The 24,444-nt window shown below is 40.5% G+C and carries 19 protein-coding genes and 2 pseudogenes; 20 read left to right on the top strand and 1 reads right to left on the bottom strand.

What is annotated here, in order from left to right; translation table 11 throughout:
• Window positions 1–60: 60 nt before the first annotated feature.
• Genes HMPREF3057_RS05040 through HMPREF3057_RS05025 form a run of 4 tightly spaced genes read left to right on the top strand, consistent with a single transcriptional unit; the run spans window position 61 to window position 3,280 of the window.
• Window positions 61–849 (top strand): ABC transporter permease, encoded by a 789-nt coding sequence (locus HMPREF3057_RS05040; RefSeq protein ID WP_070696719.1) that lies wholly within the window; start codon window positions 61–63, stop codon window positions 847–849.
• Entirely contained in the window at window positions 849–1,571 is a 723-nt protein-coding gene (locus tag HMPREF3057_RS05035; protein WP_000588278.1) for an ABC transporter permease, read from the top strand. The genes HMPREF3057_RS05040 and HMPREF3057_RS05035 overlap by 1 nt, the downstream gene beginning before the upstream one ends.
• A 12-nt stretch (window positions 1,572–1,583) precedes the next feature.
• On the top strand, window positions 1,584–2,282 hold the full coding sequence (locus tag HMPREF3057_RS05030; RefSeq protein WP_000404923.1) for a response regulator transcription factor: 699 nt from the start codon (window positions 1,584–1,586) through the stop codon (window positions 2,280–2,282).
• On the top strand, window positions 2,249–3,280 hold the full coding sequence (locus HMPREF3057_RS05025) for a sensor histidine kinase (RefSeq protein WP_070696716.1): 1,032 nt from the start codon (window positions 2,249–2,251) through the stop codon (window positions 3,278–3,280). The genes HMPREF3057_RS05030 and HMPREF3057_RS05025 overlap by 34 nt, the downstream gene beginning before the upstream one ends.
• Window positions 3,281–3,413: 133 nt before the next feature.
• On the opposite strand, the gene HMPREF3057_RS05020 is transcribed toward HMPREF3057_RS05025, so the two are convergent.
• Window positions 3,414–4,898: a DUF1846 domain-containing protein gene (locus HMPREF3057_RS05020; protein WP_070696713.1), complete on the bottom strand. Its 1,485-nt coding sequence runs from the start codon at window positions 4,896–4,898 to the stop codon at window positions 3,414–3,416.
• Between the two features lie 152 nt (window positions 4,899–5,050).
• Here HMPREF3057_RS05020 and HMPREF3057_RS05015 point away from each other — a divergent pair, with 152 nt between their 5' ends.
• From HMPREF3057_RS05015 to HMPREF3057_RS04940, 16 genes and pseudogenes are all read left to right on the top strand, one after another.
• The gene (locus tag HMPREF3057_RS05015) at window positions 5,051–6,661 is read left to right on the top strand and encodes a glycoside hydrolase family 13 protein (protein WP_070696711.1); all 1,611 of its coding nucleotides are present in this window, start codon (window positions 5,051–5,053) and stop codon (window positions 6,659–6,661) included.
• 169 nt (window positions 6,662–6,830) lie between these two features.
• Window positions 6,831–8,798, top strand: a complete 1,968-nt coding sequence (locus tag HMPREF3057_RS05010) for a peptide ABC transporter substrate-binding protein (RefSeq protein ID WP_070696707.1) — start codon at window positions 6,831–6,833, stop codon at window positions 8,796–8,798.
• Between the two features lie 155 nt (window positions 8,799–8,953).
• Entirely contained in the window at window positions 8,954–10,912 is a 1,959-nt protein-coding gene (locus HMPREF3057_RS05005; protein WP_070696704.1) for a peptide ABC transporter substrate-binding protein, read from the top strand.
• A 191-nt stretch (window positions 10,913–11,103) separates the two neighbouring features.
• A pseudogene (locus tag HMPREF3057_RS05000) lies at window positions 11,104–12,549 on the top strand (LCP family protein).
• A gap of 1 nt (window position 12,550) precedes the next feature.
• Entirely contained in the window at window positions 12,551–13,282 is a 732-nt protein-coding gene (cps4B, locus tag HMPREF3057_RS04995) for a capsular polysaccharide biosynthesis protein Cps4B (RefSeq protein WP_070696700.1), read from the top strand.
• 8 nt (window positions 13,283–13,290) lie between these two features.
• The gene (gene cpsC, locus HMPREF3057_RS04990; RefSeq protein WP_000664124.1) at window positions 13,291–13,983 is read left to right on the top strand and encodes a capsular polysaccharide biosynthesis protein CpsC; all 693 of its coding nucleotides are present in this window, start codon (window positions 13,291–13,293) and stop codon (window positions 13,981–13,983) included.
• A 9-nt stretch (window positions 13,984–13,992) separates the two neighbouring features.
• Window positions 13,993–14,685 (top strand): tyrosine-protein kinase, encoded by a 693-nt coding sequence (locus HMPREF3057_RS04985; RefSeq protein WP_070696695.1) that lies wholly within the window; start codon window positions 13,993–13,995, stop codon window positions 14,683–14,685.
• 22 nt (window positions 14,686–14,707) lie between these two features.
• Window positions 14,708–16,075 carry a sugar transferase gene (locus HMPREF3057_RS04980; RefSeq protein WP_070696692.1) on the top strand — a complete coding sequence of 456 codons (1,368 nt, stop codon included), beginning with the start codon at window positions 14,708–14,710 and terminating at the stop codon, window positions 16,073–16,075.
• Between the two features lie 30 nt (window positions 16,076–16,105).
• Window positions 16,106–17,278: a beta 1-4 rhamnosyltransferase Cps2T gene (gene cps2T, locus HMPREF3057_RS04975; RefSeq protein WP_049519446.1), complete on the top strand. Its 1,173-nt coding sequence runs from the start codon at window positions 16,106–16,108 to the stop codon at window positions 17,276–17,278.
• 3 nt (window positions 17,279–17,281) lie between these two features.
• Complete coding sequence (locus tag HMPREF3057_RS04970) at window positions 17,282–18,439, top strand: glycosyltransferase family 4 protein (protein ID WP_000822224.1); 1,158 nt, start codon at window positions 17,282–17,284, stop codon at window positions 18,437–18,439.
• Window positions 18,440–18,441: 2 nt separating this feature from the next.
• A complete protein-coding gene (locus HMPREF3057_RS04965; protein WP_049520845.1) occupies window positions 18,442–19,440 on the top strand; it encodes a Stealth CR1 domain-containing protein in 999 nt (332 codons plus the stop codon).
• 34 nt (window positions 19,441–19,474) lie between these two features.
• Window positions 19,475–20,440, top strand: coding sequence for a glycosyltransferase family 2 protein (locus tag HMPREF3057_RS04960; RefSeq protein WP_049520846.1), 966 nt, complete (start codon window positions 19,475–19,477; stop codon window positions 20,438–20,440).
• A gap of 38 nt (window positions 20,441–20,478) precedes the next feature.
• The gene (locus HMPREF3057_RS04955) at window positions 20,479–21,639 is read left to right on the top strand and encodes a hypothetical protein (protein WP_000915512.1); all 1,161 of its coding nucleotides are present in this window, start codon (window positions 20,479–20,481) and stop codon (window positions 21,637–21,639) included.
• On the top strand, window positions 21,636–23,048 hold the full coding sequence (locus tag HMPREF3057_RS04950) for a flippase (protein ID WP_049520848.1): 1,413 nt from the start codon (window positions 21,636–21,638) through the stop codon (window positions 23,046–23,048). The genes HMPREF3057_RS04955 and HMPREF3057_RS04950 overlap by 4 nt, the downstream gene beginning before the upstream one ends.
• Window positions 23,049–23,057: 9 nt before the next feature.
• Window positions 23,058–24,161 (top strand): UDP-galactopyranose mutase, encoded by a 1,104-nt coding sequence (glf, locus tag HMPREF3057_RS04945; RefSeq protein ID WP_070696688.1) that lies wholly within the window; start codon window positions 23,058–23,060, stop codon window positions 24,159–24,161.
• 27 nt (window positions 24,162–24,188) lie between these two features.
• Window positions 24,189–24,444: pseudogene (locus tag HMPREF3057_RS04940) on the top strand (galactofuranosyltransferase); the annotation flags it as partial.

Here is a 24,444-nt window from a genome sequence, read left to right as displayed (position 1 = left end):
TATTACAAGGAACAGATAGTTTAGAAGAGCTCTTCTTCGACTTAACAGAGGAGGTTTAAGATGAAAGAGACGATGTCCTTATTGCATTCAGAATGGTTGAAAATCCGATCAATCAAGGCTTTCAAAGTGAGTGTGGCCTTCATGCTACTATTGGTGCCTGTCGTATCCTGGTTGGAGGGCCGACAATATCTGTCTATCGGCTTTGATGCTACACCTGAGACGGTTCCTAATCTGATAAACGCCATTGATCCGCTGGAATATCTAGGTCTCAACGGGGCTTCTATGGCGGTCATGGTTTTGGTCATTTTAGCTGGAATTTTGGGAGCTATGGAATTTCAGTCTCATAGCTTGCGAACCAGTCTATTGGCTTGTAATAACCGCTTGAAGCTACTTATGGGGAAAATATTGACCTTTGGTTTGTTTTCACTCATCATTAGCTTGTTATCCATTTATTTGAGCTATATGGTCATGCATCTGGCTTTAGGAAAGGAAGGGCTTGATCCGATTTTGCTCAATCAGGCAGCTTGGAGTTTGATTTTGTGGAAAACCTTATCTCTAACCCTCTTGGGGATCCTTTCATTTTTGTTAGGTTTATTGGCTCGGACCATGCTAGTTCCTCTGCTATTTCTCGTACCCCAGATCTATAATCTGGGAAACTACCTAGCTGCTCACACGAGTTGGGGGGCATATTTGCCACAGCCAGCAGTAGAGTTGTTTGCTGCAACGCCAACTTCCCAATATGCCAACAATCCCTTGCAAGGACTCTTGATAATAAGCGTATGGTTGCTAGTCATCGGCGTCATGGCCTCTCTGCGCTTTTTGAAGACGGATTTAGGAGGACGCTACTGATGATAAAAGCTCTGCTTAAAAGTGAATGGATTAAGTTTCGTTCTTACTATCTCGTTCTTGGTGCCGCCTTTGTGGCTCTGGTAGTCGTTCCTTTTTTTCTGATGAATCTTGACTACAGTCAGACAGCAGTTGGCCAGACAAAGGCTCTGAGTGAAGCTTTGCATGCTCTCTATCTGGCGCAGCCTGTCATCGTCATCTTTACTTCCCTCTATTTTGCCCAGGAGTTTGTCAAGTCTGGGATGCGAACGAATTTTCTAACCGTATCAAATAGAAAGGCTTGGTTGGCTGGGAAATTCCTTTTTCTGGCCGTTCTGCTCTTGGTTCTCTACAGTGTCATGATAGGCAGCTGTTTCTTTGTTATGCTGGCTCGATTTGACCTAGACTTTAGCTGGCCCTTACTGGGGAAATTCCTCTATTACAGCTCTTTTGGTCTTCTCAGCAATCTTTTTCTGGCTCTTTTAGCTGCTGGCCTCGCTTTGCTCTTTCAATCTTGGGTTGTGCCGGTGTCGGTGCTATTTCCTCTCTTGATTGGTCTTAGCCGTTTATTGGCAACTTTTATCAAAGAAGCAAAGTACCTGCCCGATCTGGCTACGCTAAATCTTTTTGAGTATGAAGGGCTTCAGAATTCGATAGATCTATCAGGGTTGGGAATACAGCTGTTCTGGCTAGCTTTGATTTGGAGCTCTGCTATATTCTTGACCTTGAAACGAGATGTTCGCTAGAGGTATGCTATAATGGAAATCATGAGACAGTATCGTATTTTGGTGGTTGATGACGACCGGAGCATTTTGAAGCTGGTGAAAAATGTCCTAGAGCTCGATGCTTATGATGTGACGACGCTTGATCGAATAGAAGAGCTAGAGCTGACGCATTTTGTCGGATATGACTTGATTCTGCTGGATGTGATGATGGAGCCTGTTAATGGTTTTGAGTTGTGCTCCTACATTCGTCCTCATCTTTCGTGTCCCATCATCTTTTTGACGGCTAAGGAGTTGGAGGCGGACAAGGTGGAAGGGCTCTTTCGCGGAGCAGATGACTATGTTGTCAAGCCTTTTGGGACCAACGAATTGCTGGCGCGTGTCAGGGCGCATCTTCGGCGGGAGGAAAGACGTGAGGAGCGCTATTCTGAGATTGCTTCTTGTCAATTTTATCCAGAGCGCTATGAAATTATCTGTTTTGGTAAAGTATTGAAATTCTCAGAGCGAGAGTTTAAATTGCTGCATTTACTAGCTAGCAATCCCAAGCAGACCTTTTCAGCTGAACGCCTGCATACCTTGCTTTACCCAGAAAGCTCAGAAACACAGCTTCGCTCTATCTCAGAATACGTATATCAGATTCGCCAAAAATGCAAACAAGAAGGTCTGCAAGCAATCGCAACAGTGAGAGGAGTAGGCTATAGATGGCAATTAGAACCCGAAATTTCAAAAGCCTAGTCTGGACAACTAGCTTGAAAATCGTCTTTTTCCATGTTTTGATTTTTGTGCTTATAGGCTATGAATTTACGCAAGGAAGTGATTACGTTCTTTTCACCTTGTTCTTCTGGGCAGGGAGCTTGCTGCTGATTACTTTTTATCATATTTTGAAATTGCTCCGAAAAATTGACAGGGAAATAAAAATGCTAAAGAGCGAGAAGCTTTTAGAAGAAAATCAAAGCCAGCTTTTTCGGATTGAGGAAATGCTAGAAGTCTACAGCGATTTACGGAGCAGCCACCAAGAAAATACTCATCTTCTAGAAAGAGAGCAGCAGCATAATCAGGAGTTGATTTTACAGCTATCAGCGACATCGCACGATTTGAAGACGCCCCTAACTGTAATTAAGGGGAATGCTGAACTCTTGGAATTGGCGCAGTTAGGCCAGCCACAGGCAGACTATGCTTCTGAGATTTTGCAGGCCAGTCACAAGATGGAAGAGTATTGTGGCTCTTTGATTGATTACGCTAAGACTTTTCAGATTGATTCTAATCAGTTCATTCAGCTTTCCTTAGGGGATTTTTTGGCTTATCTACAGGATGATTGGGCACTGTTCAGCAAACAGGAAAGCTATCATTTTTATCTCCAAGAAGATTGTGATCTTAGCTTGAGATTGTCCATTCATTTGGACTATCTCAAGCGGGCTTTGCTCAATATCTTACTGAATGCGCTTGAACATGCTAATCAGGACCAAAAGGAAGTCAAGCTAACGGTATCAGTGCAGCAGGACCAGTTGGTTTTTGCTATCTGGAACAATGGCCCTGCATTTTCTGAGGAGATGCTGCTGGGAGCAGAACTGCTCTTTTACCAGAGTGACCAAAGCCGCAATTCAACTAATCCCCATCATGGTATCGGCTTAGCCTTTTCTAAGCAGGTAGCTCTCTTGCATGGTGGTCGTCTGACCCTGCTCAATCCAGACCAAGGAGGAGCCTCTGTCGAGTTGACAATTTCATTGAAATAAATGAGAATGGAAAATCATAAAAACGCATAATACCAAGTGTCCAAAAGACTTGATATTATGCGTTTGATTTTTTTATTATGTAAAGATTTACTGGATTTTTCTCTCAAATTGAGTTTTGTCCAGCCTCGTTTAATTACTTCCGATACAAGCGATCGTATTGGTAGTATGGGTCAAAGGTTACGTTGATGCCTAGCTTGCGAAGGACATTCTTGTCTTCATCGGTCAGGATGATGGTTGAGTGAGCTTCGCTTCCTTTGAGATTCCCAAGTTCTTCCATGGCACGCGCAGCATCAGGATTTTCCATAGCTGTGATTGCAAGTGCAATCAGGATTTCATTTGAGTGGAGGCGAGGATTGCGACTACCGAGATGATTGATTTTAAGACCTTGAATTGGTTTGACGACTTCAGGCTCGATTAGTTTCACTTCTTTAGCGATGTCAGCTGATTTTTTGATGGCATTGATCAAGGCAGCAGCTGTAGGACCAAAGAGTTCAGAGTTTTTACCAGTTACAATATCGCCAGATGGCAATTCGAGAGCTAGGGCAGGGCCACCAGTTTCTTCAGCCTTTTGACGTGCAGCGACAGCAACCTTACGGTCTGCAGGTGTGATACCGAGGTCGTTCATGAGAAGTTCAATCTTCTTGACAGCAGTTTCTCCGACTTTTTCAGCTTTAAAATCAAGAACAGTTTGATAGTAACGGCGAATGATTTCTTGTTTAGAAGCTTCGATAGCAGCCTCATTATTTGTAATAGCGAAGCCAACCATGTTGACCCCCATATCAGTCGGAGAAGCGTATGGAGATTCACCGAGGATGCGTTCCAACATACGTTTGAGCACTGGGAAAATTTCGATATCACGGTTGTAGTTGACAGTGGTTTCTCCATAGGTTTGGAGATGGAAAGGATCTATCATGTTGACATCGTCAAGGTCTGCGGTTGCAGCCTCGTAGGCCAAGTTGACCGGATGATGAAGGGGAAGATTCCAAACTGGGAAGGTTTCAAACTTAGCGTAACCAGACTTGATGCCATTAAGTTGGTCGTGGTACATATTGGACATACAAGTGGCCAATTTTCCAGAACCAGGTCCAGGAGCTGTTACGACGATCAAGTTGCGACTGGTTTTGATGTAGTCGTTTTTCCCCATGCCTTCGGGAGAAATAATGTGATCCATATCCGTCGGGTATCCTTTGATTGGATAATGAAGATAGGAATCAATCCCGTTTTTATCTAACTGGTTGCGGAAGGCATCTGCAGCGGGTTGTCCTGCGTATTGTGTGATGACAACCGAACCAACAAAAATTCCCAGTTCATTGAATTTGTCAATCAAGCGAAGAACTTCTTGGTCATAAGAAATGCCTAGGTCACCACGCGCTTTGGAATGCTCGATGTTGCTTGCGTTAATGGCGATCACAACTTCAACCTGCTCTTTCAATTCTTGCAAGAGCTTGATTTTATTGTCAGGCTCATAACCAGGAAGGACACGAGCAGCGTGGAAATCTTCTAACATTTTGCCACCAAACTCCAAGTAGAGCTTGCCGTCAAATTGGTTAATGCGCTCCAAAATGTGGTCGCGCTGTAGATTCAAATATTGTTCAGAACTAAAAGCTTGTTTTTTCATTTTTTTACCTCTGACCTCTATTATAATAAAAAATTGGAAGATAGGAAACTACGGAGTCAAAAAAGAAATCAAAAAGATTAGGCAAACGCTTGCACTAAGTTTAAAAAAGCGCTATCATAGACTATAGAATATTAAAATAATGAGGTAAACAGATGCAAGAAAAATGGTGGCACAATGCCGTAGTCTATCAAGTCTATCCCAAGAGTTTTATGGATAGTAATGGAGATGGAATCGGTGATTTGCCAGGAATTACGAGTAAGTTAGACTATCTAGCCAAGCTAGGGATTACAGCGATTTGGCTTTCTCCCGTTTATGACAGTCCTATGGATGATAATGGTTATGATATTGCTGATTATCAAGCGATTGCTGCTATTTTCGGAACCATGGAGGACATGGATGAACTCATCGCAGAAGCTAAGAAGCGTGACATTCGAATTATCATGGACTTGGTGGTCAATCATACCTCGGATGAACACGCCTGGTTTGTCGAGGCATGTGAAAATCCTGACAGCCCCGAACGAGACTACTATATCTGGCGAGATGAGCCCAATGATTTGGAGTCTATCTTTAGTGGATCTGCTTGGGAATACGATGAAAAGTCGGGTCAATACTATCTCCACTTTTTTAGCAAGAAACAGCCCGATCTCAACTGGGAGAATGAAAAACTGCGCCAGAAAATTTATGAGATGATGAACTTCTGGATTGATAAAGGTATTGGTGGTTTCCGTATGGATGTCATTGACATGATTGGGAAAATTCCTGATGAGAAAGTAGTCAATAACGGTCCTATGCTCCATCCCTATCTCAAGGAGATGAACCAAGCCACCTTTGGTGACAAAGATCTCTTGACAGTAGGAGAGACCTGGGGTGCAACGCCAGAGATTGCTAAGCTCTACTCGGATCCAAAGGGACAAGAATTGTCTATGGTATTCCAGTTTGAACACATCTGTCTTCAATATCAGGAAGGGCAACCTAAGTGGCACTACCAAAAAGAGTTAAATGTAGGGAAGTTAAAAGAGATTTTCAACAAATGGCAGACAGAGCTGGGAGTTGAAGATGGCTGGAATTCCCTCTTCTGGAATAACCATGACCTCCCTCGTATCGTCTCTATCTGGGGAAATGACCAAGAATATCGCGAAAAATCTGCCAAAGCCTTTGCAATCTTGCTTCATCTTATGAGAGGGACTCCCTATATCTACCAAGGTGAGGAGATTGGGATGACCAACTATCCATTTGAAACACTGGATCAAGTAGAAGATATTGAATCCCTCAACTATGCGCGTGAAGCTCTTGAAAAAGGTGTTTCTATGGAAGAAATCATGGACAGCATCCGTGTCATTGGACGTGATAATGCCCGTACCCCGATGCAGTGGGATGAGAGCAAAAACGCTGGTTTCTCAACAGGTCAACCTTGGTTGGCAGTTAATCCAAACTACGAAAAAATCAACGTTCAAGAAGCTCTGGCAAATCCAGATTCTATTTTCTATACTTATCAAAAACTCGTTCAAATCCGTAAGGAGAACAGCTGGCTGATTCGAGCTGACTTTGAATTGCTTGATACAGCTGACAAGATCTTTGCTTATATCCGTAAGGACGGTGAGCACCGCTTCTTAGTTGTAGCTAACTTGTCCAATGAAAAACAAAACTTTTCAGTAGAAGGAAGAGTTAAGTCAATCTTGATTGAAAATACTACTGCTAAAGAAGCAGTTGAAAAACAAACCTTGGCACCATGGGATGCTTTCTGTGTGGAACTAACGGATTAAAATAAGTGAACCTCAAGCCTTTGATGCTTGGGGTTCTTTTGTTGAAAAATATATAGAAAAGTCTTTAAAAAATATTTGTTAGAATTTTCTAAAAAATCTGTCGAAAGTCCTTGCTTTTATGAAAAAATAGGGTATAATGGTGAAAACACTATCTTTAAGGAGATTACTTATGAAATCGAAAAAGTGGCTCTTAGGAGCAGGTGCTGTTTTGAGTGCAGCTCTACTGTTAACTGCTTGTGGGCAAAGTGAAAAGAAAGCGGATGCTCCCAAAACATTCTCTTATGTCTACGCTATGGATCCATCTTCTTTGGACTATAGTGTGACGAGCAAGAGCTCAACCTCTGACGTTATAGCAAACGTTGTTGATGGTCTTTTGGAAAATGACAAGTATGGGAACTTAATTCCATCACTTGCAGAAGACTGGTCTGTTTCAAAGGATGGTTTGACTTACACCTACAAACTTCGTAAGGGTGTAAAATGGTATACTTCTGATGGAGAAGAATACGCTGAAGTTAAGGCCAAAGACTTTGTTACTGGGCTTAAACATGCTGCTGACGGAAAATCAGATGGTCTTTCTTTGATTCAGGATTCTATCAAAGGTTTGGCAGAGTATGTTAGTGGTGAGAGCAATGATTTCTCTACCGTAGGAGTTAAGGCTGTTGATGATTACACGGTAGAATACACGCTCAACAAACCAGAAAGTTTCTGGAACTCTAAGGTCACAACTGCAACCATGCTTCCAGTTAATGAAGAATTTTTGAATTCTAAAGGGAGCGACTACGGTGCACCAACCCCATCAGGTATCCTATATAATGGTCCTTATTTCTTGAAATCATTGACTTCAAAATCAGTCATTGAATATGAAAAGAATCCAAACTACTGGGATAAGGACAATGTCAAGATTGACAATATTAAACTAACTTTCTACGATGGATCAGACCAAGAATCTTTGATTCGTAGCTTTACACAAGGTGCCTATACAACAGCTCGTCTCTTCCCAACAAGTTCAAATTTTGAGTCAACTAAACAAGAGTACGGTGATAAGATTGTTTACAGTCCACAAGAAGCGACAAGCTACTACCTCACTGTTAACGTAAACCGCCAATCTTACAATAAAACAGCCAAAACAGACGAAGCTCAAAAAACATCAACGAAAGAAGCTCTTCTTAACAAGAACTTCCGTCAGGCGCTAAACTTTGCCCTTGACCGTCACTCATACACTGCTCAGTTGAATGGTGAAGAAGGTGCGAACAAGATTATCCGTAACAGCCTAGTGCCTCATGACTACGTTCAAGTTGGTGAAAAAACCTTTGGAGAGTTGGCACAGGCAGAGCTCGTTTCATATGGAGACCAGTGGAAAGATGTAGCCCTTACAGATGGCAAGGATACGATTTACAGTCCTGAAAAAGCTAAGGCAGCCTTTGCTAAAGCCAAGGAAGAATTGCAAGCCAAGGGTGTTACCTTCCCAATCCATTTGGATATCCCCGTTGAACAAACAGATGTAATCGCGGTTCAACAAACCAACTCACTCAAGCAGTCTATCGAATCATCACTTGGTACTGAAAATGTCATTGTCGATGTCCTTCAAATGACCGATAATGAGAAAATGAGCATTACTTCTCAAGCTAAGGTTCCAGCACAAAAAGACTACGACTTGAATGGAACTGGTTGGGGACCAGACTATCAAGACCCAGCTACCTACCTAAACATTCTTGATGCTAAGAAGGGTTCTGCCCTTAAACACTTGGGTATCACTCGTGGAAAAGATCCAGAAGTGATGGCTCAAGTCGGTCTAGACGAATACAAGAAACTCTTGGATGATGCCGCAGCTGAAACAAGCGACCTCAATAAGCGTTTCGAAAAATACGCTAAAGCGCAAGCCTGGGTATCGGATAGTTCGCTCTTGATCCCAGTTGCTTCTTCAGGTGGTTCTCCAACTGTTAGCCGTACTGTGCCATTCACAAAAGCATACTCTCAAGTCGGAATCAAGGGAGACCCATTTGTGTTCAAAGGTTTGGAATTGCAAAATGATGTCGTAACTACAAAAGAATACGAAGAAGCTCTCAAGAAATGGCAGAAAGAAAAGATTGAAACAAATGCCAAATACCAAAAAGAGCTAGAAAAACACGTTAAATAATCTATAAGAAAGGAAGGTGCATATTGCTTGCGCTTCCTTTCTTTTTATTTGACTAGGTTCATCATTCATCTATAAAAGAGTCGGAAACTTTACAATTTAGGATAAATTTGATAAAATATGGCTATGTTATAAAAAGTGACATAAAGGAGTAGAGGATGAACATGAAAAAAAGACTCATCGGAACTGGACTTGTCCTAGCTACAGGAATTTTACTGACAGCTTGTGGACAGTCAAATACTGATACAAGCACTTTCTCATCAACATTTAGTGCAAATCCGACGACGTTTAACTATCTTTTAGACTATTATGCAGATAACACTTCAGTGATTACCAATCTTGTGGATGGTTTGCTAGAAAATGATAGCTATGGGAATCTAACGCCAGCTCTAGCTGAAGATTGGTCAGTTTCGGCGGATGGTTTAACCTATACCTATAAACTCAGAAAAGACGCCAAGTGGTACACTGCTGATGGAGAAGAGTACGCTCCAGTCAAAGCTCAAGACTTTGTCACTGGGATTAAGTATGCTGCGGACAACAAGGGTCAAGCCATGGATCTCATCCAAAACTCTATCAAGGGATTGAATGACTATGTGACAGGCGCGACCAATGACTTCACAACAGTTGGTGTGAAAGCCTTGGATGACTATACGGTTGAGTACACTTTGACTCGACCAGAGCCATACTGGAACTCAAAGACAACCAATAGTATCCTTTTCCCGGTTAACGAAGAGTTTTTGAAATCAAAGGATAAAGAATTTGGAACCTTGACGCCAAACAGCATCCTTTACAATGGACCTTACTTGTTAAAAGATTTTACATCAAAATCTTCAATCGAGTATGTGAAGAATCCACACTATTATGACCATGATAAAGTAACCATTGAAAAAGTTAAGTTAGCTTACTTTGATGGCTCTGATCAGGAGATGACCATTCGAAACTTTGAAAGTGGTGCTTACTCGATTGCAGGAGTCTATCCAAATAGTTCGAACTATGCTAAGACAAAAGAAAAATACCAAGACAATATCGTCTATAGTTTACAAGACAAGACATCTTGGTACTTTAACTTTAACGTCAACCGTAAAACCTATAATCATACCGCTAAAACAACGGATGAACAAAAGAAATCAGCTCAAACAGCTATCTTAAATAAAAATTTCCGTCAAGCTATCAACTTTGGTATTGATCGAACAGCCTACTCTGCTCAATCTAACGGTGAAGAAGCAGCGAGCAAAACCCTTCGTAATACTCTAGTTCCTCCAACATTTGTCCAGGTGGGAGATAAGACCTTTGGAGAAGTAACAGCTTCTAAGCTTGTGAACTACGGAACTGAGTGGTCAGGTATCAATTTGGCAGATGCTCAAGATGCCTACTTTAACAAGGAAAAGGCCCAAGCAAGATTTGCGGAAGCTAAAAAGGAATTGGAAGCCCAAGGCGTGACTTTCCCAATCCATTTGGATGTCCCTGTTGATCAGACGAATAAAAATGCGGTTTCTGGTATGAACTCGGTTAAACAAACCCTTGAAACAGTACTAGGTTCTGACAATATCGTCATTGATGTTCAACAGCTTTCTACAGATGACTTTGGGAATGTTGCCTTCCTAGCACCAAATCCAGCAGCTCGTGACTACGACCTAAACTTTGATGGTTGGGTTGGTGATTACCAGGATCCATCAACTTATCTAGACCCCTTCAATGCTGAAACAGGCTTCTATCTCAAGATTTTTGGTCTTGATGCCAAGGAAGACCAAGAGCTCATTAAGAGTTTGGGGCTCGATACCTATACACAACTCCTGAAAGAAGCAGATGCTGAGAATAAAGATGTCACTAAGCGTTATGAAAAATACGCTGAAGCTCAAGCTTGGATGATTGACAATTCTCTAGTTATGTCTGCTATGTCAAATGGTGGTACAGCCTCTGTAACCAAAGTAACTCCGTTTACACGTGCCTACTCCCTAGTGGGAATCAAGGGTGACGGAAATAATTATAAGTACATGAGATTACAAAAAGACCCTGTTACCAAGAAACAATTTGATGAAGCCAAGGCTAAGTGGGAAGAAGAAAGTAAAAAAGCTATCGAAAAGAGCCAAAAAGAGTTTGAAAACCACGTAAAATAAGATTACAGACAAGGTTGCCCCTGAGCGCCTTGTCTTTTTGTGCAGAATGGCATTCGGAACTTTGCTTATATTTCAGAGCAACTTAAGAGAACAAAAGCGAATGAAAACGCTGAAAATAGCAAGGATGGATGGAATTTCCATCATGATTGTGATATAATATTTATAACTATTAACGTGTATAGGGGATTATCATGAGTAGACGTTCAAAGAGAGCTCGTTCTGGCAACATGAAACGAAATATTAACATAGTCTTATTAACCATTTATCTACTGTTGGGTGGTTTTTTGCTGTTCTTGATTTTTAAACATAATATCTTAGCTTTTCGGTACCTCAATATCCTTACGGCGGTTCTTATTCTCATTTCTGCTGTAATTGCAATCCTTCTGATAGTGTATAAAAAAGCCGAGAAGTTTACGGTTTTCTTTTTGACACTTGCTATCGTAGTTAGCTCCGTTTCTCTCTATGCTTTGCAACAGTTTGTCGGTTTTACCAATCATATCAATGCGACCTCAAACTACTCAGAGTATTCAATCAGTGTGGTCGTTTTGAAAGATAGTGAGATCAATAATGTGACTCAACTGGATACGGTTACGGGGCCAACAGAGACAGACAATGACAATATTCAAAAGTTGTTAGCAGATATTAAGACCAGCCAGAGTAAGGACTTGACAGTTTAGAAAGCGACTTCTTACCTAGCAGCTTATAAGAGTCTGCTTTCTGGTGAAACGAAAGCAATTGTCTTAAATAGTGTCTTTGAAAATATCATTGAAGCAGAGTATCCAGATTATGCTTCAAAAATCAAAAAAATCTATACAAAACAATTAACTAAGGATGTTGCGGCACCAAAGGTATCGAAGAATAAAGCTTTCAATATTTATGTGAGCGGTATTGATACCTATGGTCCGATTAGTTCCGTTTCGCGTTCTGATGTGAATATTCTAATGACTGTGAATCGAGATACCAAGAAAATCCTTCTCACTACAACTCCTCGTGATTCCTATGTTCCGATTGCGGATGGGGGAAATAATCAAAAGGATAAGTTGACCCATGCTGGAATTTATGGAGTGGACTCGTCGATTCATACCTTGGAAAATCTCTATGGAGTGGATATTAACTACTATGTTCGCTTGAACTTCACTTCTTTCTTGAAATTGATTGACCTTTTAGGTGGCGTTGATGTCTATAATGATCAGGATTTCACTTCTTTGCATGGCAAGTACCATTTCCCCGTTGGGAATGTCCATCTAGACTCTGAGCAGGCTCTTGGTTTTGTTCGTGAGCGCTACTCTCTAGCAGATGGAGATCGTGACCGTGGTCGGAACCAACAAAAGGTTATTGTAGCTGTTATTCAGAAGTTGACGTCAACCGAAGCTTTGAAGAACTATGACAATATCATCCAAGGATTGCAAGATTCTCTTCAGACCAATATGCCTTTGGAAACCATGATGGATCTAGTCAATACTCAATTGGAGAGTGGTGGGAACTACAAAGTCAACTCTCAAGACTTGAAGGGAACTGGACGCACGGACCTTCCTTCATACGCTATGCCAGATAGTAACCTCTACATGATGGAAATCGATGAAAGTAGCTTGGCTGCCGCCAAAGCTGCTATCAATGATGTGATGGAGGGCAAGTAGCATGATAGATATCCATTCGCACATCGTTTTCGATGTGGATGATGGTCCAAAGTCGATAGAGGAAAGTAAAAAGCTTCTTAGAGAGGCCTACAGTCAAGGAGTACGAACAATTGTTTCCACTTCGCATAGACGAAAAGGGATGTTTGAAACTCCTGAAGAAAAAATCGCAACCAATTTTTTGAAGGTGCGAGAAATGGCTAAGGAAGTTGCGGATGACTTAATCATTGCCTATGGGGCAGAAATCTACTATACGCCAGATGTTGTTGAGAAGTTAGAAAAGAAATTAATCCCGACCCTCAACGATAGTCGCTATGCTTTGATTGAGTTTAGTATGAATACACCCTATCGGGATATGCATAAGGGGCTGAGTAATATTCTAATGTTAGGCATTACACCCATCATTGCCCACATTGAACGTTACGATGCTTTAGAAAACAATGAGCAGCGCGTGCGAGAGCTGATTGATATGGGATGTTATACTCAAGTCAATAGTTCTCATGTCTTGAAACCTAAACTCTTCGGAGAAACTTATAAATTCATGAAAAAGAGAGCTCAGTATTTCTTGGAACGAGATCTGGTTCACGTGATCGCAAGTGATATGCACAACTTGGATCACAGACCTCCTCATATGGAGGAAGCCTATGATATCATTGCCAAAAAATACAGTGAAGATAAGGCTAAGGAACTTTTTAAGGATAATCCCCGAAAAATAATAATGGATCAATTGATTTAGGAGAAAAAATGAAAGAACAAAATATGATGGAAATCGATGTATTTCACTTACTTAAAATCCTTTGGAAACGAAAATTTTTAATTGCTTTGGTAGCATTCGTGACAGGGACAGTAGCATTTGCCTACAGTAGTTTTATTGTGAAGCCGGAGTTTACGAGTACGACCCGAATTTATGTGGTCAACCGTAATCAGGGAGATAAGCCAGGTTTGACCAACCAAGACTTGCAAGCTGGATCTTACTTGGTAAAAGACTATCGTGAAATCATTCTCTCGCAAGACGTTTTAGAAAAAGTTGCGACTGATTTGAAACTAGATCTCCCTCCAAAAGGTCTAGCTAGTAAAATTAAGGTAACAGTTCCAGTGGATACGCGTATTGTTTCTATCTCTGTGACAGATCGTTTGCCTGAAGAAGCGAGCCGCATCGCTAACTCTTTGAGAGAGGTTGCTGCCCAAAAAATCATCAGTGTCACGCGAGTTTCAGATGTGACAACGCTTGAAGAAGCTCGTCCTGCAACATCCCCATCGTCTCCAAATATCCGTCGCAATACCATGGTTGGATTTCTTGCTGGCGCAGTTGTAATGGTTGTTACGGTTCTCCTAGTTGAGCTCTTAGATACACGAGTGAAACGTCCAGAAGATATCGAAGATGTGATGCAAATTGCGCTATTGGGAGTAGTTCCAAATTTGGATAAATTGAAATAGGAGAGAGAGATGCCAACATTAGAGATTGTACAAAAAAAATTAGATTTGGCAAGAAAAGCTGAAGAATATTATAATGCGCTTCGTACCAATATACAGTTGAGTGGGAATAATTTGAAAGTTATTTCGATCACGTCTGTGAAACCGGGTGAAGGGAAGTCAACTACTTCTACCAATATTGCTTGGGCTTTCGCGCGTGCGGGCTATAAGACGCTGTTAATCGATGCCGATATTCGTAATTCTGTCATGTCAGGTGTTTTTAAATCACGCGAGAAGATTACTGGACTAACAGAGTTCTTATCTGGGACGACAGACCTATCACAAGGCCTATGTGATACCAATGTTGAAAACTTGTTTGTCATTCAAGCGGGTTCTGTATCCCCAAACCCGACAGCTTTGCTACAAAGTGAAAATTTTGCGACCATGATTGACACCTTACGCAAGTACTTTGACTACATTGTCGTAGATACTGCTCCGATTGGAGTTGTTATCGATGCAGCGATTATCACGCAGAAGTGTGACGCTTCTGTTTTAGTAACTGCTGCTGGTGAAACAAATCGTCGTGATGTCCAAAAAGCTAAAGAACAACTCGAACAAACAGGCAAACCATTCTTAGGAATTGTGCTTAATAAACTCAATACTTCAGTTGAAAAATATGGCTCCTATGGAGCATATGGAAACTATGGGAATTATGGCAAAAAATAATAAATAGTTTAGGGAAGATATTATGGAAGAAAAGGGATTGAAGATTACTTTGGCGGCAATCCAGAGTTTTCTTGTCATTTTATTAGCTTATTTACTTAGTTTTGTTAAGGAAACAGAGATTGTAAATACTTCTGTTATTATCTTGTTCATTCTTCATTTTTTTATTTTTTATATCAGTGATTATGGGCATGATTTTTTTAAAAGGGGTTATTTAGCAGAGTTTATCAACACGACAAAGTATATCGTGTTCTTTGCTTTAGCTATCAGTATTTCGAATTTTTTCTTAGAAGATCGTTTTAGTATCTCTAGACGAGGAATGATTTATTTTTTGACAATACACTCTATTCTGTTGTATTTGTTGAATCTATGCATTAAACGCTATAGAAAAAGCATCTTTCCAAATCTCAAGGGGAGTAAGAAGATATTCTTGATAACAGCGACCTCTAGGGTTGAAAAAGTCATCGATAGGCTGATAGAGTCGGGAGAAATTTTTTGGAACTTGGTGGCAGTCAGTGTTTTAGACCAGCCTGATTTTCAGCATCAATCCTTAACGGTTGTACCTGCTGAGAATATCTTAGACTTTGCTACTCATGAAGTTGTCGATGAGGTCTTTATCAATCTACCAAGTGAAGAGTACGACATCGGGGAGTTTATCTCACTTTTTGAGACAATGGGAATTGATGTTACAGTTAATCTGAATGCTTTTAATAACTATCTAGGTAGTGATAAAAAGATTCGTGGGATGGCAGGGCTGAATGTTATCACGTTTTCTACAAAATTTTATAAGACCAGTCATGTCATTGCTAAACGGTTCATTGATATTGTCGGTTCGATTGTCGGCTTGATTATTTGTGGTTTGGTGAGCATTGTTTTGGTTCCGATGATTCGACAAGATGGTGGGCCAGCGATTTTTTCTCAAACGCGTATTGGAAAAAATGGTCGACATTTCACTTTCTATAAATTTAGATCTATGTGCGTGAATGCTGAGCAGCGGAAACAAGAACTTTTGGCGCAAAATACTATGCAGGGGGGCATGTTTAAGGTCGATGATGATCCTCGTATCACTCCAATTGGTCGCTTTATTCGTAAGACCAGCCTAGATGAGTTACCGCAGTTTTGGAATGTTTTAATGGGAGATATGAGTCTGGTCGGAACCCGTCCCCCAACAGTGGATGAGTATGAGAAATATACTCCTGAACAAAAACGTCGATTGAGTTTTAAACCTGGGATAACAGGCTTGTGGCAAGTCAGCGGGCGAAGTGAGATCAAGGATTTCAATGAAGTTGTTAAATTAGATGTGGCCTATATTGATGATTGGACTATTTGGAAAGATATTGAAATATTGTTAAAGACCGTTAAAGTTGTATTTATGAGAGATGGGGCGAAGTAATTTCTGCCCTTCAGTCCTGTTAGGAGAGAAATGAAACAGTCAGTTTATATTATTGGTTCAAAGGGGATTCCTGCTAAGTATGGAGGATTTGAAACCTTTGTTGAAAAATTAACCGAATATCAAAAAGACAGCAACATACAATACTATGTTGCTTGTATGCGTGAAAATTCTGCTAAGTCTGGCATTACGGAAGACCAGTTTGAGCACAATGGAGCCATTTGCTTCAACATCGATGTACCCAATATCGGCCCGGCCCGCGCCATCGCTTACGATATTGCAGCGGTCAACAAGGCTATTGAATTGGCTAAGGAAAACAAGGACGAAGCTCCCATTTTTTACATTCTAGCTTGTCGCATCGGTCCTTTTATTTCTGGACTTAAGAAAAAAATTCGTGCGATTGGTGGCTCTTTGCTGGTGAATCCTGATGGTCATGAATGGTTGCGAGCAAAATGGAGCCTTCCAGTTCGTAAGTACTGGAAATTTTCAGAGCAGCTCATGGTCAAACATGCAGATTTACTGGTCTGTGACAGTAAAAACATTGAAAAATATATCCAAGAGGATTATAAGCAGTACCAACCAAAGACCACCTATATTGCCTATGGGACAGATACAGCTCCTTCAATCCTGAAAGCAGAAGATGCCAAAGTTCGAGATTGGTATAAGGAAAAAGAAGTTAGCGAAAATGGCTATTATCTAGTAGTGGGACGATTTGTTCCTGAAAATAACTACGAAGCCATGATTCGTGAATTTATCAAGTCCAAGTCCAAAAAGGACTTTGTTCTCATCACAAATGTGGAGCAGAATAAATTTTACGACCAGTTGTTACGGGATACTGGTTTTGACAAAGATCCTAGGGTCAAATTTGTCGGTACTGTCTATGACCAAGAGTTGCTCAAGTACATCCGTGAAAATGCCTTTGCCTATTTACATGGGCATGAGGTTGGAGGAACCAACCCTTCTCTACTGGAAGCTTTAGCATCCACAAAACTAAATTTGTTGCTAGATGTTGGTTTTAACCGTGAGGTTGGTGAAGACGGGGCCATTTATTGGAAAAAAGATGAGTTGGCACGCGTCATTGAGGAAGTAGAGGGATTTGATCAGGTAGTGATAGCTGACTTGGATTTCAAGTCAAGCCAAAGAATTATCTCAGCTTTCACATGGGAAAAGATTGTGTCAGATTATGAAGAAGTGTTTAAAGGATAGGGAATGAAACGGATTTTATACTTGCATGCTGGTGCAGAAATGTATGGAGCAGATAAGGTTTTATTGGAATTGATAAAAGGATTGGATTCCAAAGAATTTGAAGCTCACGTCATCTTGCCAAATGACGGTGTTTTAGTCGAGGCTTTGCGCCAAGTTGGAGCTAAGGTCAGCGTGTTGGATTATCCGATTTTACGTAGAAAATACTTTAATCCTAAAGGCATTGCCGACTATATTCGCTCTTATAATTTCTATGCTAAGCAAATCGCCCTCTATGCTCGAGAACACAGTATAGATATGGTTCACAATAATACAGCGGCTGTTTTGGAGGGCATCTATTTGAAACGCAAGCTCAAGCTGCCTTTGATTTGGCATGTTCATGAGATTATCGTCAAACCCAAAGCTATTTCTGACTTTATCAATATGCTCATGGGACGATATGCAGACAAGATTGTGACGGTGTCCCAAGCGGTCGCTAATCATATCAAGCAGTCTCCCTTTATCAAAGATAGCCAAGTGGAAGTGATTTATAACGGTGTCGATAATGCTGTCTATTATCCAATGGATGCGTCTTCTATTCGTGAAAAATTTGACATTGCGCAAGATGCACTTGTGATTGGCATGATTGGTCGGGTCAATGCTATAAAAGGACAAAATGATTTCATAGAAGCAGTCGAGCCACTTTTGGAAAAGAATGAGCAAGCGGTGGCTTTCCTAGCTGGAGGTGTTTTTCCTGGTGAAGAATGGCGTTTAGAAGAACTAGATAAGAGAATAGCTTCTTCATCTGTTGTGTCACAAATTCATCGTATTGATTACTACGATAAGACTTCTGAACTTTATAATATGTTTGATATCTTTGTCTTACCAAGTATAAAACCTGATTCCCTACCTACAGTAGTCCTAGAAGCCATGGCTTGTTCAAAACCAGTTGTTGGTTATAACAATGGGGGAATAGCTGAAATGGTAGTAGATGACAAAAGTGGTTGCTTAGTCAAACCAAATCGTCCTCAAGAACTTTCTAATGCCATTTCTCTCTTACTAGATAGTTCTGAAAAAAGAGAAAAATTTGGGCGAGTAGGATATCAGAGACAAAAAGAGCTGTTTTCTTTGGAGAGTTACATCAAGAACTTCTCGGAGTTGTATAAAACAGATAGAAAAGATTAGTTATGAATAAAATAGATTTTGTTGTGACTTGGGTTGATGGGAATGATCCTGTGTGGCAAGAAAAAAAATCAAGCTATGATGGCTCGGTTAATACTTCTAAACAGAGTATGAATTCAGTCAAGGCTTACCGAGAATGGGGGACCTTTAAATATTGGTTTAGAGGAGTTGAAAAATTTGCTCCTTGGGTCAATAAGGTCTACCTCGTGACCGACCAGCAAAAGCCAAGCTGGTTAGATATAAATAGTGAAAAATTGGTGTTGGTAGATCATACAGAGATTATCTGTAATGACTACCTGCCAGTTTTTTCTGCCAATCCTATCGAAAGTAACATCCATCGAATCCCTGGTCTCTCAGAGCATTTTGTTTTTTTTAATGACGATATGTATTTGACAGCTCCAGTCGAGCCGACAGATTTTTTCTCAGAGGATGGTTTACCCAAATATAATACGGCTCTTTCACCGATTATTCCTGAGCGATATGGAACGGGGAATTTTCAGGTAAATGACATGGAGATTGTCACTAGCTATTTCAGTCGAAATGAAATTTTGAAGAATGGCCAATTCTTTGATCCAAAGCAGGGATTAAAAAGTATCGTTAAGTCGCTACTATACAGAAATAGTCAGTTTATCTGTGGTTTCTGGGAGAGTCATCTGCCCTATCCTCTACTAAGATCAACGATGAACTTGGTATGGGAAAAGGAAAAAGCTGTCTTGGAAAGAACCTCGGCTAGTCGCTTTAGAAATCCTTCTGATACCAATGTTTGGCTCTTTAAGTATTGGCAGATTGCCAGTGGTAAATACGCTATCGGAAATCCTAAGTTGGGAGGACTCTTTTCTTTGGATAATGCCGGACCAGATTTTTGGAAGATACTAAATTCTGGCAAATACCAAATTATGTGTATCAATGATGGATTTAACATTCAAGACGAGGAGCAGGTGATGACAGACTTTATCAAGGCTATGGATCAACTGCTTCCAGATAGAAGTTCATTTGAGATTTAAACTGTAAAACTAAGTAAGAGAAAGAAAAGAAAATATGATTTCGGTAATTGTGCCTGTTTATAATGTGGAGGACTACCTTCATTATGCCATGGAGAGTTTGAAACATCAGACTTACAAGGATATGGAAGTCCTCCTGATTGATGACGGCTCGAGTGATGGCTCAGGACACTTGTGTGACCAGTATGCCCAGCAATATGATTGGGTGACTAGCTACCATAAGGTCAACGGTGGCTTGTCTGATGCTCGGAACTATGGGGTCTTGAGAGCCAAGGGCGACTGGATTACTTTCCTAGATCCAGACGACTATCTGGAACCCTGCGCCTTGGAACTGCTAGCAGAGCTACAAAGTCGTACCCAAGCAGATATGGTGAGTGGCAAAGTAGAGCCAACAGCTCACTATCATCGTTTTCAAAATTTTCACTTGGATCAGCTTGATTTAGACCAAGTTAAGGTCTATGACAAGGCAAAGGCTCTGACTGAGATGCTTTATGGAGACCTTGTAACGGTCTCTGCTTGTGGGAAACTCTATCGGAAAGAACTTCTTGAGAAAGCTCCCTTCCCCAAGGGGCGCATCTACGAAGACCTCTATGTTATCAGTGAGCATCTCAACCAAGCCCAATCCGTGGCCTTGTACCATCTTCCGATTTACCATTATTACCATAGACCTGGTAGCATTACTGCCTCGGCTTTCACGCCAAAACAATACGAGTTTTACGAAGCAATTGATCATTTAAAAGAGGTTGTGAATGCAACCTATCCTGAGAGTTCAGAACTCCAAGAAGCCATCATTTCACGCTTCTTTACAGGAAGTCTTCTTATCTTTACGATGATTAAGGATGGGGATTCGGTAGAATTCAAGAGACTTCAGGAGAAAACCAGGCCTTATTTGCCTCTTGTCTTGAAGAATGCTAGAGTTAGCAAGAAACGTAGGATCCTCTATGTTTTAGTTACTAAGTATCCGCGACTCTATTATCAATTTAAAAAGTTAAAAAAATCCTAAGTAAGAGTTAGGGATGAAAGAAGAAAAGGAAAAAGAAAATGTTAAAGTTAGAACGTGATAAATTGCTAATTGCAGCAGTTTTAATAGTGGTTGTCTCCATAGATATGATCAATACGTCTATGTTAGCTCCTGTTTTACCTAATATTCCTAATGTAGTTCCTTTTTTTGCGGTCCTGTTACTTGCTATGCGATTTGCTTATATTCATCACTACTCTATAAGCTATCTCATCTTTGCACCAATTCTTCTTTTTGCTGGGGGCATGGTTTACTATAAGACTGGGAACCTTAATGCATTGATGTATATGTTTCTGCTTGTCTTTCTTTACAAGGCTGAGATGGAAAGTGTACTTAAAATATACTCTGTTGTAGCCTTGTTTTTTATTGTATTGATAGTGTTCTTGGCTGTGATTGGTGCTATTCCAAACTTGCAATTTGTCCAATCACGATCTGCGGGAGTCGTTGTTCGAAATTCATTTGGCTTTATTTATCCAACTGATTTTGCTTCTCACTGTTTTTATCTATATACAGCTATATCGTATATCTTTAGAAAGAAATTCATTGTTTTACGGACTGCCTTAGGATTTGGTCTGGCTTATTTCATTATTCGATATTGCGATGCGAGGCTTAATGCCGCTTCTATTACTGTAATGGCGCTCATTTTTCTGTACTTTTATTTCCGAAATGATAAACAGCGACGGCTTTTTGCTTTACTTCCTTTATCGGCTGGTATAGCGTCTTCAGTAATGATTTATCTCTCTTCTAAATTTACCTGGTCTCATCCAATGTATGTGGCTCTAAACAATTTTTTTAGTATGAGATTACACCTAGGACATGAGGCACTAAAAAAATATGCAGTGCAGTGGTTTGGGATTCGGGGCATATCATTTGTCGGTTATGGGGGGCGTACAGAATCCGTTTTGAGCTACGACTATGTAGACTCTTCCTACGTTCAGATGCTCTTTACCTATGGGATGATTCCAGTTCTCTTATTGGTCGTGTTATACATAGTTAGGTCTTGGTCACTTTATCGCAAAAAGAATTATTTGCTATTGACGGCCTTATCCTTAATAGCAGTCAACTGTATGTTTGAGGCCTTCTGGGTTCGCCCGTCTTATAATATTTTTATGTTTACTCTATTTGCAACCTTGCCAGTTATTGAATTTGAATCGAAGAAATCTACAACGAGGAACTCCTTGTGAAAGTATTAAAAAATTATTTATATAATCTTTCTTATCAGCTGTTAGTAATCGTTTTACCAGTCATTACTACACCCTATATTACTCGGGTTTTCTCATCCAATGACTTAGGTTCCTATGGGTACTACAACTCAATAGTAACTTACTTTATACTCTTAGCGACACTTGGGGTGGCCAATTATGGGACAAAGGAAATTTCCGGCCATCGTAAGGAAGTCGAAAAGACCTTCTGGGGTATTTACAGTTTACAAGTCCTTTCAACCTGTTTAGCGGTTACGCTTTATATAGTTGTCTGCTTGCTTGTGCCGTCGATGAACAATCCAATTGCTTATATACTTGGCTTTAGTTTGCTGTCTCGTGGTTTTGATATTTCTTGGCTTTTTCAAGGGTTAGAAGATTTCAAAAAAATCACAGCTCGTAACACAATGGTCAAACTTCTAGGTGTTGTTTCGATATTCCTATTTGTTAAGAAACCATCCGACTTGTACTTGTATATCATCCTCTTGGTTGCCTATGATCTACTAGGTCAGTTGAGTATGTGGCTTCCTGCTCGGGAGCACATTCGCAAGCCGCATTTGGATATAGCCTATGCCAAAGAGCATATTAAACCAGTCATTCTCTTGTTTCTGCCACAGATTGCCATTTCACTCTACATCACGCTAGATCGCACCATGTTGGGTGCCTTGTCTTCGACCAAGGATGTCGGGATCTATGATCAAGCCTTGAAATTATTGAATATTTTGTTGACTTTGGTAACGTCGCTTGGTAGTGTTATGTTGCCTCGGGTCTCCAATCTCCTCTCATCAGGCAATCAAAAGGCGGTTAACAAGTTACATGAAATGTCTTTCTTAGTGTATAACTTAGTTATCTTCCCGATGATTGCGGGGATTTTGATTGTTAACAAAGATTTTGTTAATTTTTTCCTGGGGCAAGACTTCCAAGATGCTCGCTATGCGATTGCCATCATGGCCTTTAGAATGTTCTTTATTGGCTGGACCAATATCATGGGAATTCAAATCTTGATTCCTCACAATAAGAATCGTGAATTTATGCTATCAACAACTATTCCAGCTGTTTTTAGTGTGGGCTTGAATCTCCTCTTAATCCCGCCTCTGGGCTATATTGGAGCTTCAATTGTATCTGTTGCGACTGAAGGTTTGGTCTGGCTGATTCAACTCTACTTTACACGTTCGTATCTAAAAGAGGTCAAGATTCTACCATCCATGCTAAAAATACTTCTAGCAGCACTACTGATGTACGGCGCCCTGTATTCTGCACAAGCTTTCATGCACTTCTCGTCTGTTGTGAATGTCTTGATTTATGCTGCCCTTGGCTTCCTAGTCTATGGTGGCTTGATTTTGCTCTTACGTGTCTTGGATTTTCAAGAACTAAAAAGTGTTTTAAAGAAATAAGGAGATTTTATGTACGATTATTTGATTGTCGGTGCTGGCTTGTCAGGTGCAATCTTTGCCTACGAAGCTAACAAACGTGGCAAGAAGGTGAAGGTGATTGACAAACGTGACCACATCGGTGGAAATATCTATTGCCAATCTGTTGAAGGAATCAATGTCCACAAGTATGGGGCTCATATCTTCCATACATCTAATAAAAAGGTATGGGAATATGTCAATCAGTTTGCGGAGTTTAACAATTACATCAATTCTCCTATTGCCAACTACCAAGGACATCTTTACAATCTGCCTTTCAATATGAACACTTTCTATGCTTTGTGGGGGACAAAGACACCCCAAGAAGTCAAGGACAAAATTGCTGAGCAGACGACGCACATGCAAGATGTTGAGCCAAAAAACTTAGAGGAACAAGCCATTAAGTTGATTGGTATGGATGTCTATGAAAAGCTAATCAAGGGCTACACCGAAAAGCAATGGGGGCGTTCTGCTACTGAACTACCACCCTTTATCATCAAGCGTTTACCTGTTCGATTGACCTATGATAACAATTATTTCAATGACCGTTACCAAGGGATTCCAATTGGTGGTTACAATGTCATCATCGAAAAGTTGTTGGAAGGAATCGAAGTAGAGCTTAATACAGATTTCTTTGCTGATCGGGAGAACTTGGAGGCTTCAGCAACTAAGATTGTCTTCACAGGAATGATTGATCAGTTCTTTGACTATAAGTTTGGTGAACTAGAGTATCGTAGTCTCCGTTTTGAGCATGAGATTTTGGACCAAGAAAATCATCAAGGAAATGCCGTAGTCAACTATACTGAACGTGATATTCCCTATACGCGAATCATCGAACACAAACATTTTGAGTTTGGGACTCAAGCCAAGACCGTTATTACTCGTGAATATCCAGCAGATTGGAAAAGAGGAGATGAACCTTACTATCCAATCAATGATGCCAAAAACAATGCAATTTATGAGCAGTATCTAGCAGAAGCTGAGAAAAATGGGCGCGTTATTTTCTGTGGGCGCTTGGCAGATTATAAATACTATGATATGCACGTGACTGTTGAACGTGCATTGGATGTGGTAGAAGAAGAACTAGGGAGTATCTAAGAACATCACGGATAAAGGGGAGAAAAGGTGAAATATTATCTGAAGGATTCATTTCTGCATAATGCACACGAAAAGAATGCAGGGAGTAAGGCACGAAATGACGTGGAAACTATTCTAATCTCAGAGGGTTATGAGGGGTTGGAGTTCAAGGTTGAGAATTGGTATAAGATGAATTTCTTTAAAGCTCAACAACACAAATATCGTGCGACCAAGTCTGTGTTTGATCAGTTGGAAGCTGGAGATGAATTGGTGATTCAGTTCCCTATTATCCACCATACATTTT

The sequence above is a fragment of the Streptococcus sp. HMSC072D05 genome (assembly GCF_001815805.1).
Lineage (GTDB): Bacteria > Bacillota > Bacilli > Lactobacillales > Streptococcaceae > Streptococcus.
The sequence above is the reverse complement of the archived record's forward strand: the minus strand, read 5'-3'. Positions and strand labels throughout refer to the sequence as shown.

Excerpts from the sequence above, each read along its gene's own strand:
- HMPREF3057_RS04985 (WP_070696695.1), top strand. The coding sequence starts at position 13,993 with ATGCCAACATTAGAGATTGTACAAAAAAAATTAGATTTGGCAAGAAAA.
- cpsC (WP_000664124.1), top strand. The coding sequence starts at position 13,291 with ATGAAAGAACAAAATATGATGGAAATCGATGTATTTCACTTACTTAAA.
- HMPREF3057_RS04955 (WP_000915512.1), top strand. The coding sequence starts at position 20,479 with ATGTTAAAGTTAGAACGTGATAAATTGCTAATTGCAGCAGTTTTAATA.
- HMPREF3057_RS05020 (WP_070696713.1), bottom strand. The coding sequence starts at position 4,898 with ATGAAAAAACAAGCTTTTAGTTCTGAACAATATTTGAATCTACAGCGC.
- HMPREF3057_RS05040 (WP_070696719.1), top strand. The coding sequence starts at position 61 with ATGAAAGAGACGATGTCCTTATTGCATTCAGAATGGTTGAAAATCCGA.
- HMPREF3057_RS05005 (WP_070696704.1), top strand. The coding sequence starts at position 8,954 with ATGAACATGAAAAAAAGACTCATCGGAACTGGACTTGTCCTAGCTACA.
- HMPREF3057_RS04965 (WP_049520845.1), top strand. The coding sequence starts at position 18,442 with ATGAATAAAATAGATTTTGTTGTGACTTGGGTTGATGGGAATGATCCT.
- HMPREF3057_RS05010 (WP_070696707.1), top strand. The coding sequence starts at position 6,831 with ATGAAATCGAAAAAGTGGCTCTTAGGAGCAGGTGCTGTTTTGAGTGCA.
- HMPREF3057_RS04960 (WP_049520846.1), top strand. The coding sequence starts at position 19,475 with ATGATTTCGGTAATTGTGCCTGTTTATAATGTGGAGGACTACCTTCAT.
- HMPREF3057_RS05030 (WP_000404923.1), top strand. The coding sequence starts at position 1,584 with ATGGAAATCATGAGACAGTATCGTATTTTGGTGGTTGATGACGACCGG.
- HMPREF3057_RS05015 (WP_070696711.1), top strand. The coding sequence starts at position 5,051 with ATGCAAGAAAAATGGTGGCACAATGCCGTAGTCTATCAAGTCTATCCC.
- HMPREF3057_RS04970 (WP_000822224.1), top strand. The coding sequence starts at position 17,282 with ATGAAACGGATTTTATACTTGCATGCTGGTGCAGAAATGTATGGAGCA.
- HMPREF3057_RS05025 (WP_070696716.1), top strand. The coding sequence starts at position 2,249 with ATGGCAATTAGAACCCGAAATTTCAAAAGCCTAGTCTGGACAACTAGC.
- HMPREF3057_RS04980 (WP_070696692.1), top strand. The coding sequence starts at position 14,708 with ATGGAAGAAAAGGGATTGAAGATTACTTTGGCGGCAATCCAGAGTTTT.
- glf (WP_070696688.1), top strand. The coding sequence starts at position 23,058 with ATGTACGATTATTTGATTGTCGGTGCTGGCTTGTCAGGTGCAATCTTT.
- cps2T (WP_049519446.1), top strand. The coding sequence starts at position 16,106 with ATGAAACAGTCAGTTTATATTATTGGTTCAAAGGGGATTCCTGCTAAG.
- HMPREF3057_RS05035 (WP_000588278.1), top strand. The coding sequence starts at position 849 with ATGATAAAAGCTCTGCTTAAAAGTGAATGGATTAAGTTTCGTTCTTAC.
- cps4B (WP_070696700.1), top strand. The coding sequence starts at position 12,551 with ATGATAGATATCCATTCGCACATCGTTTTCGATGTGGATGATGGTCCA.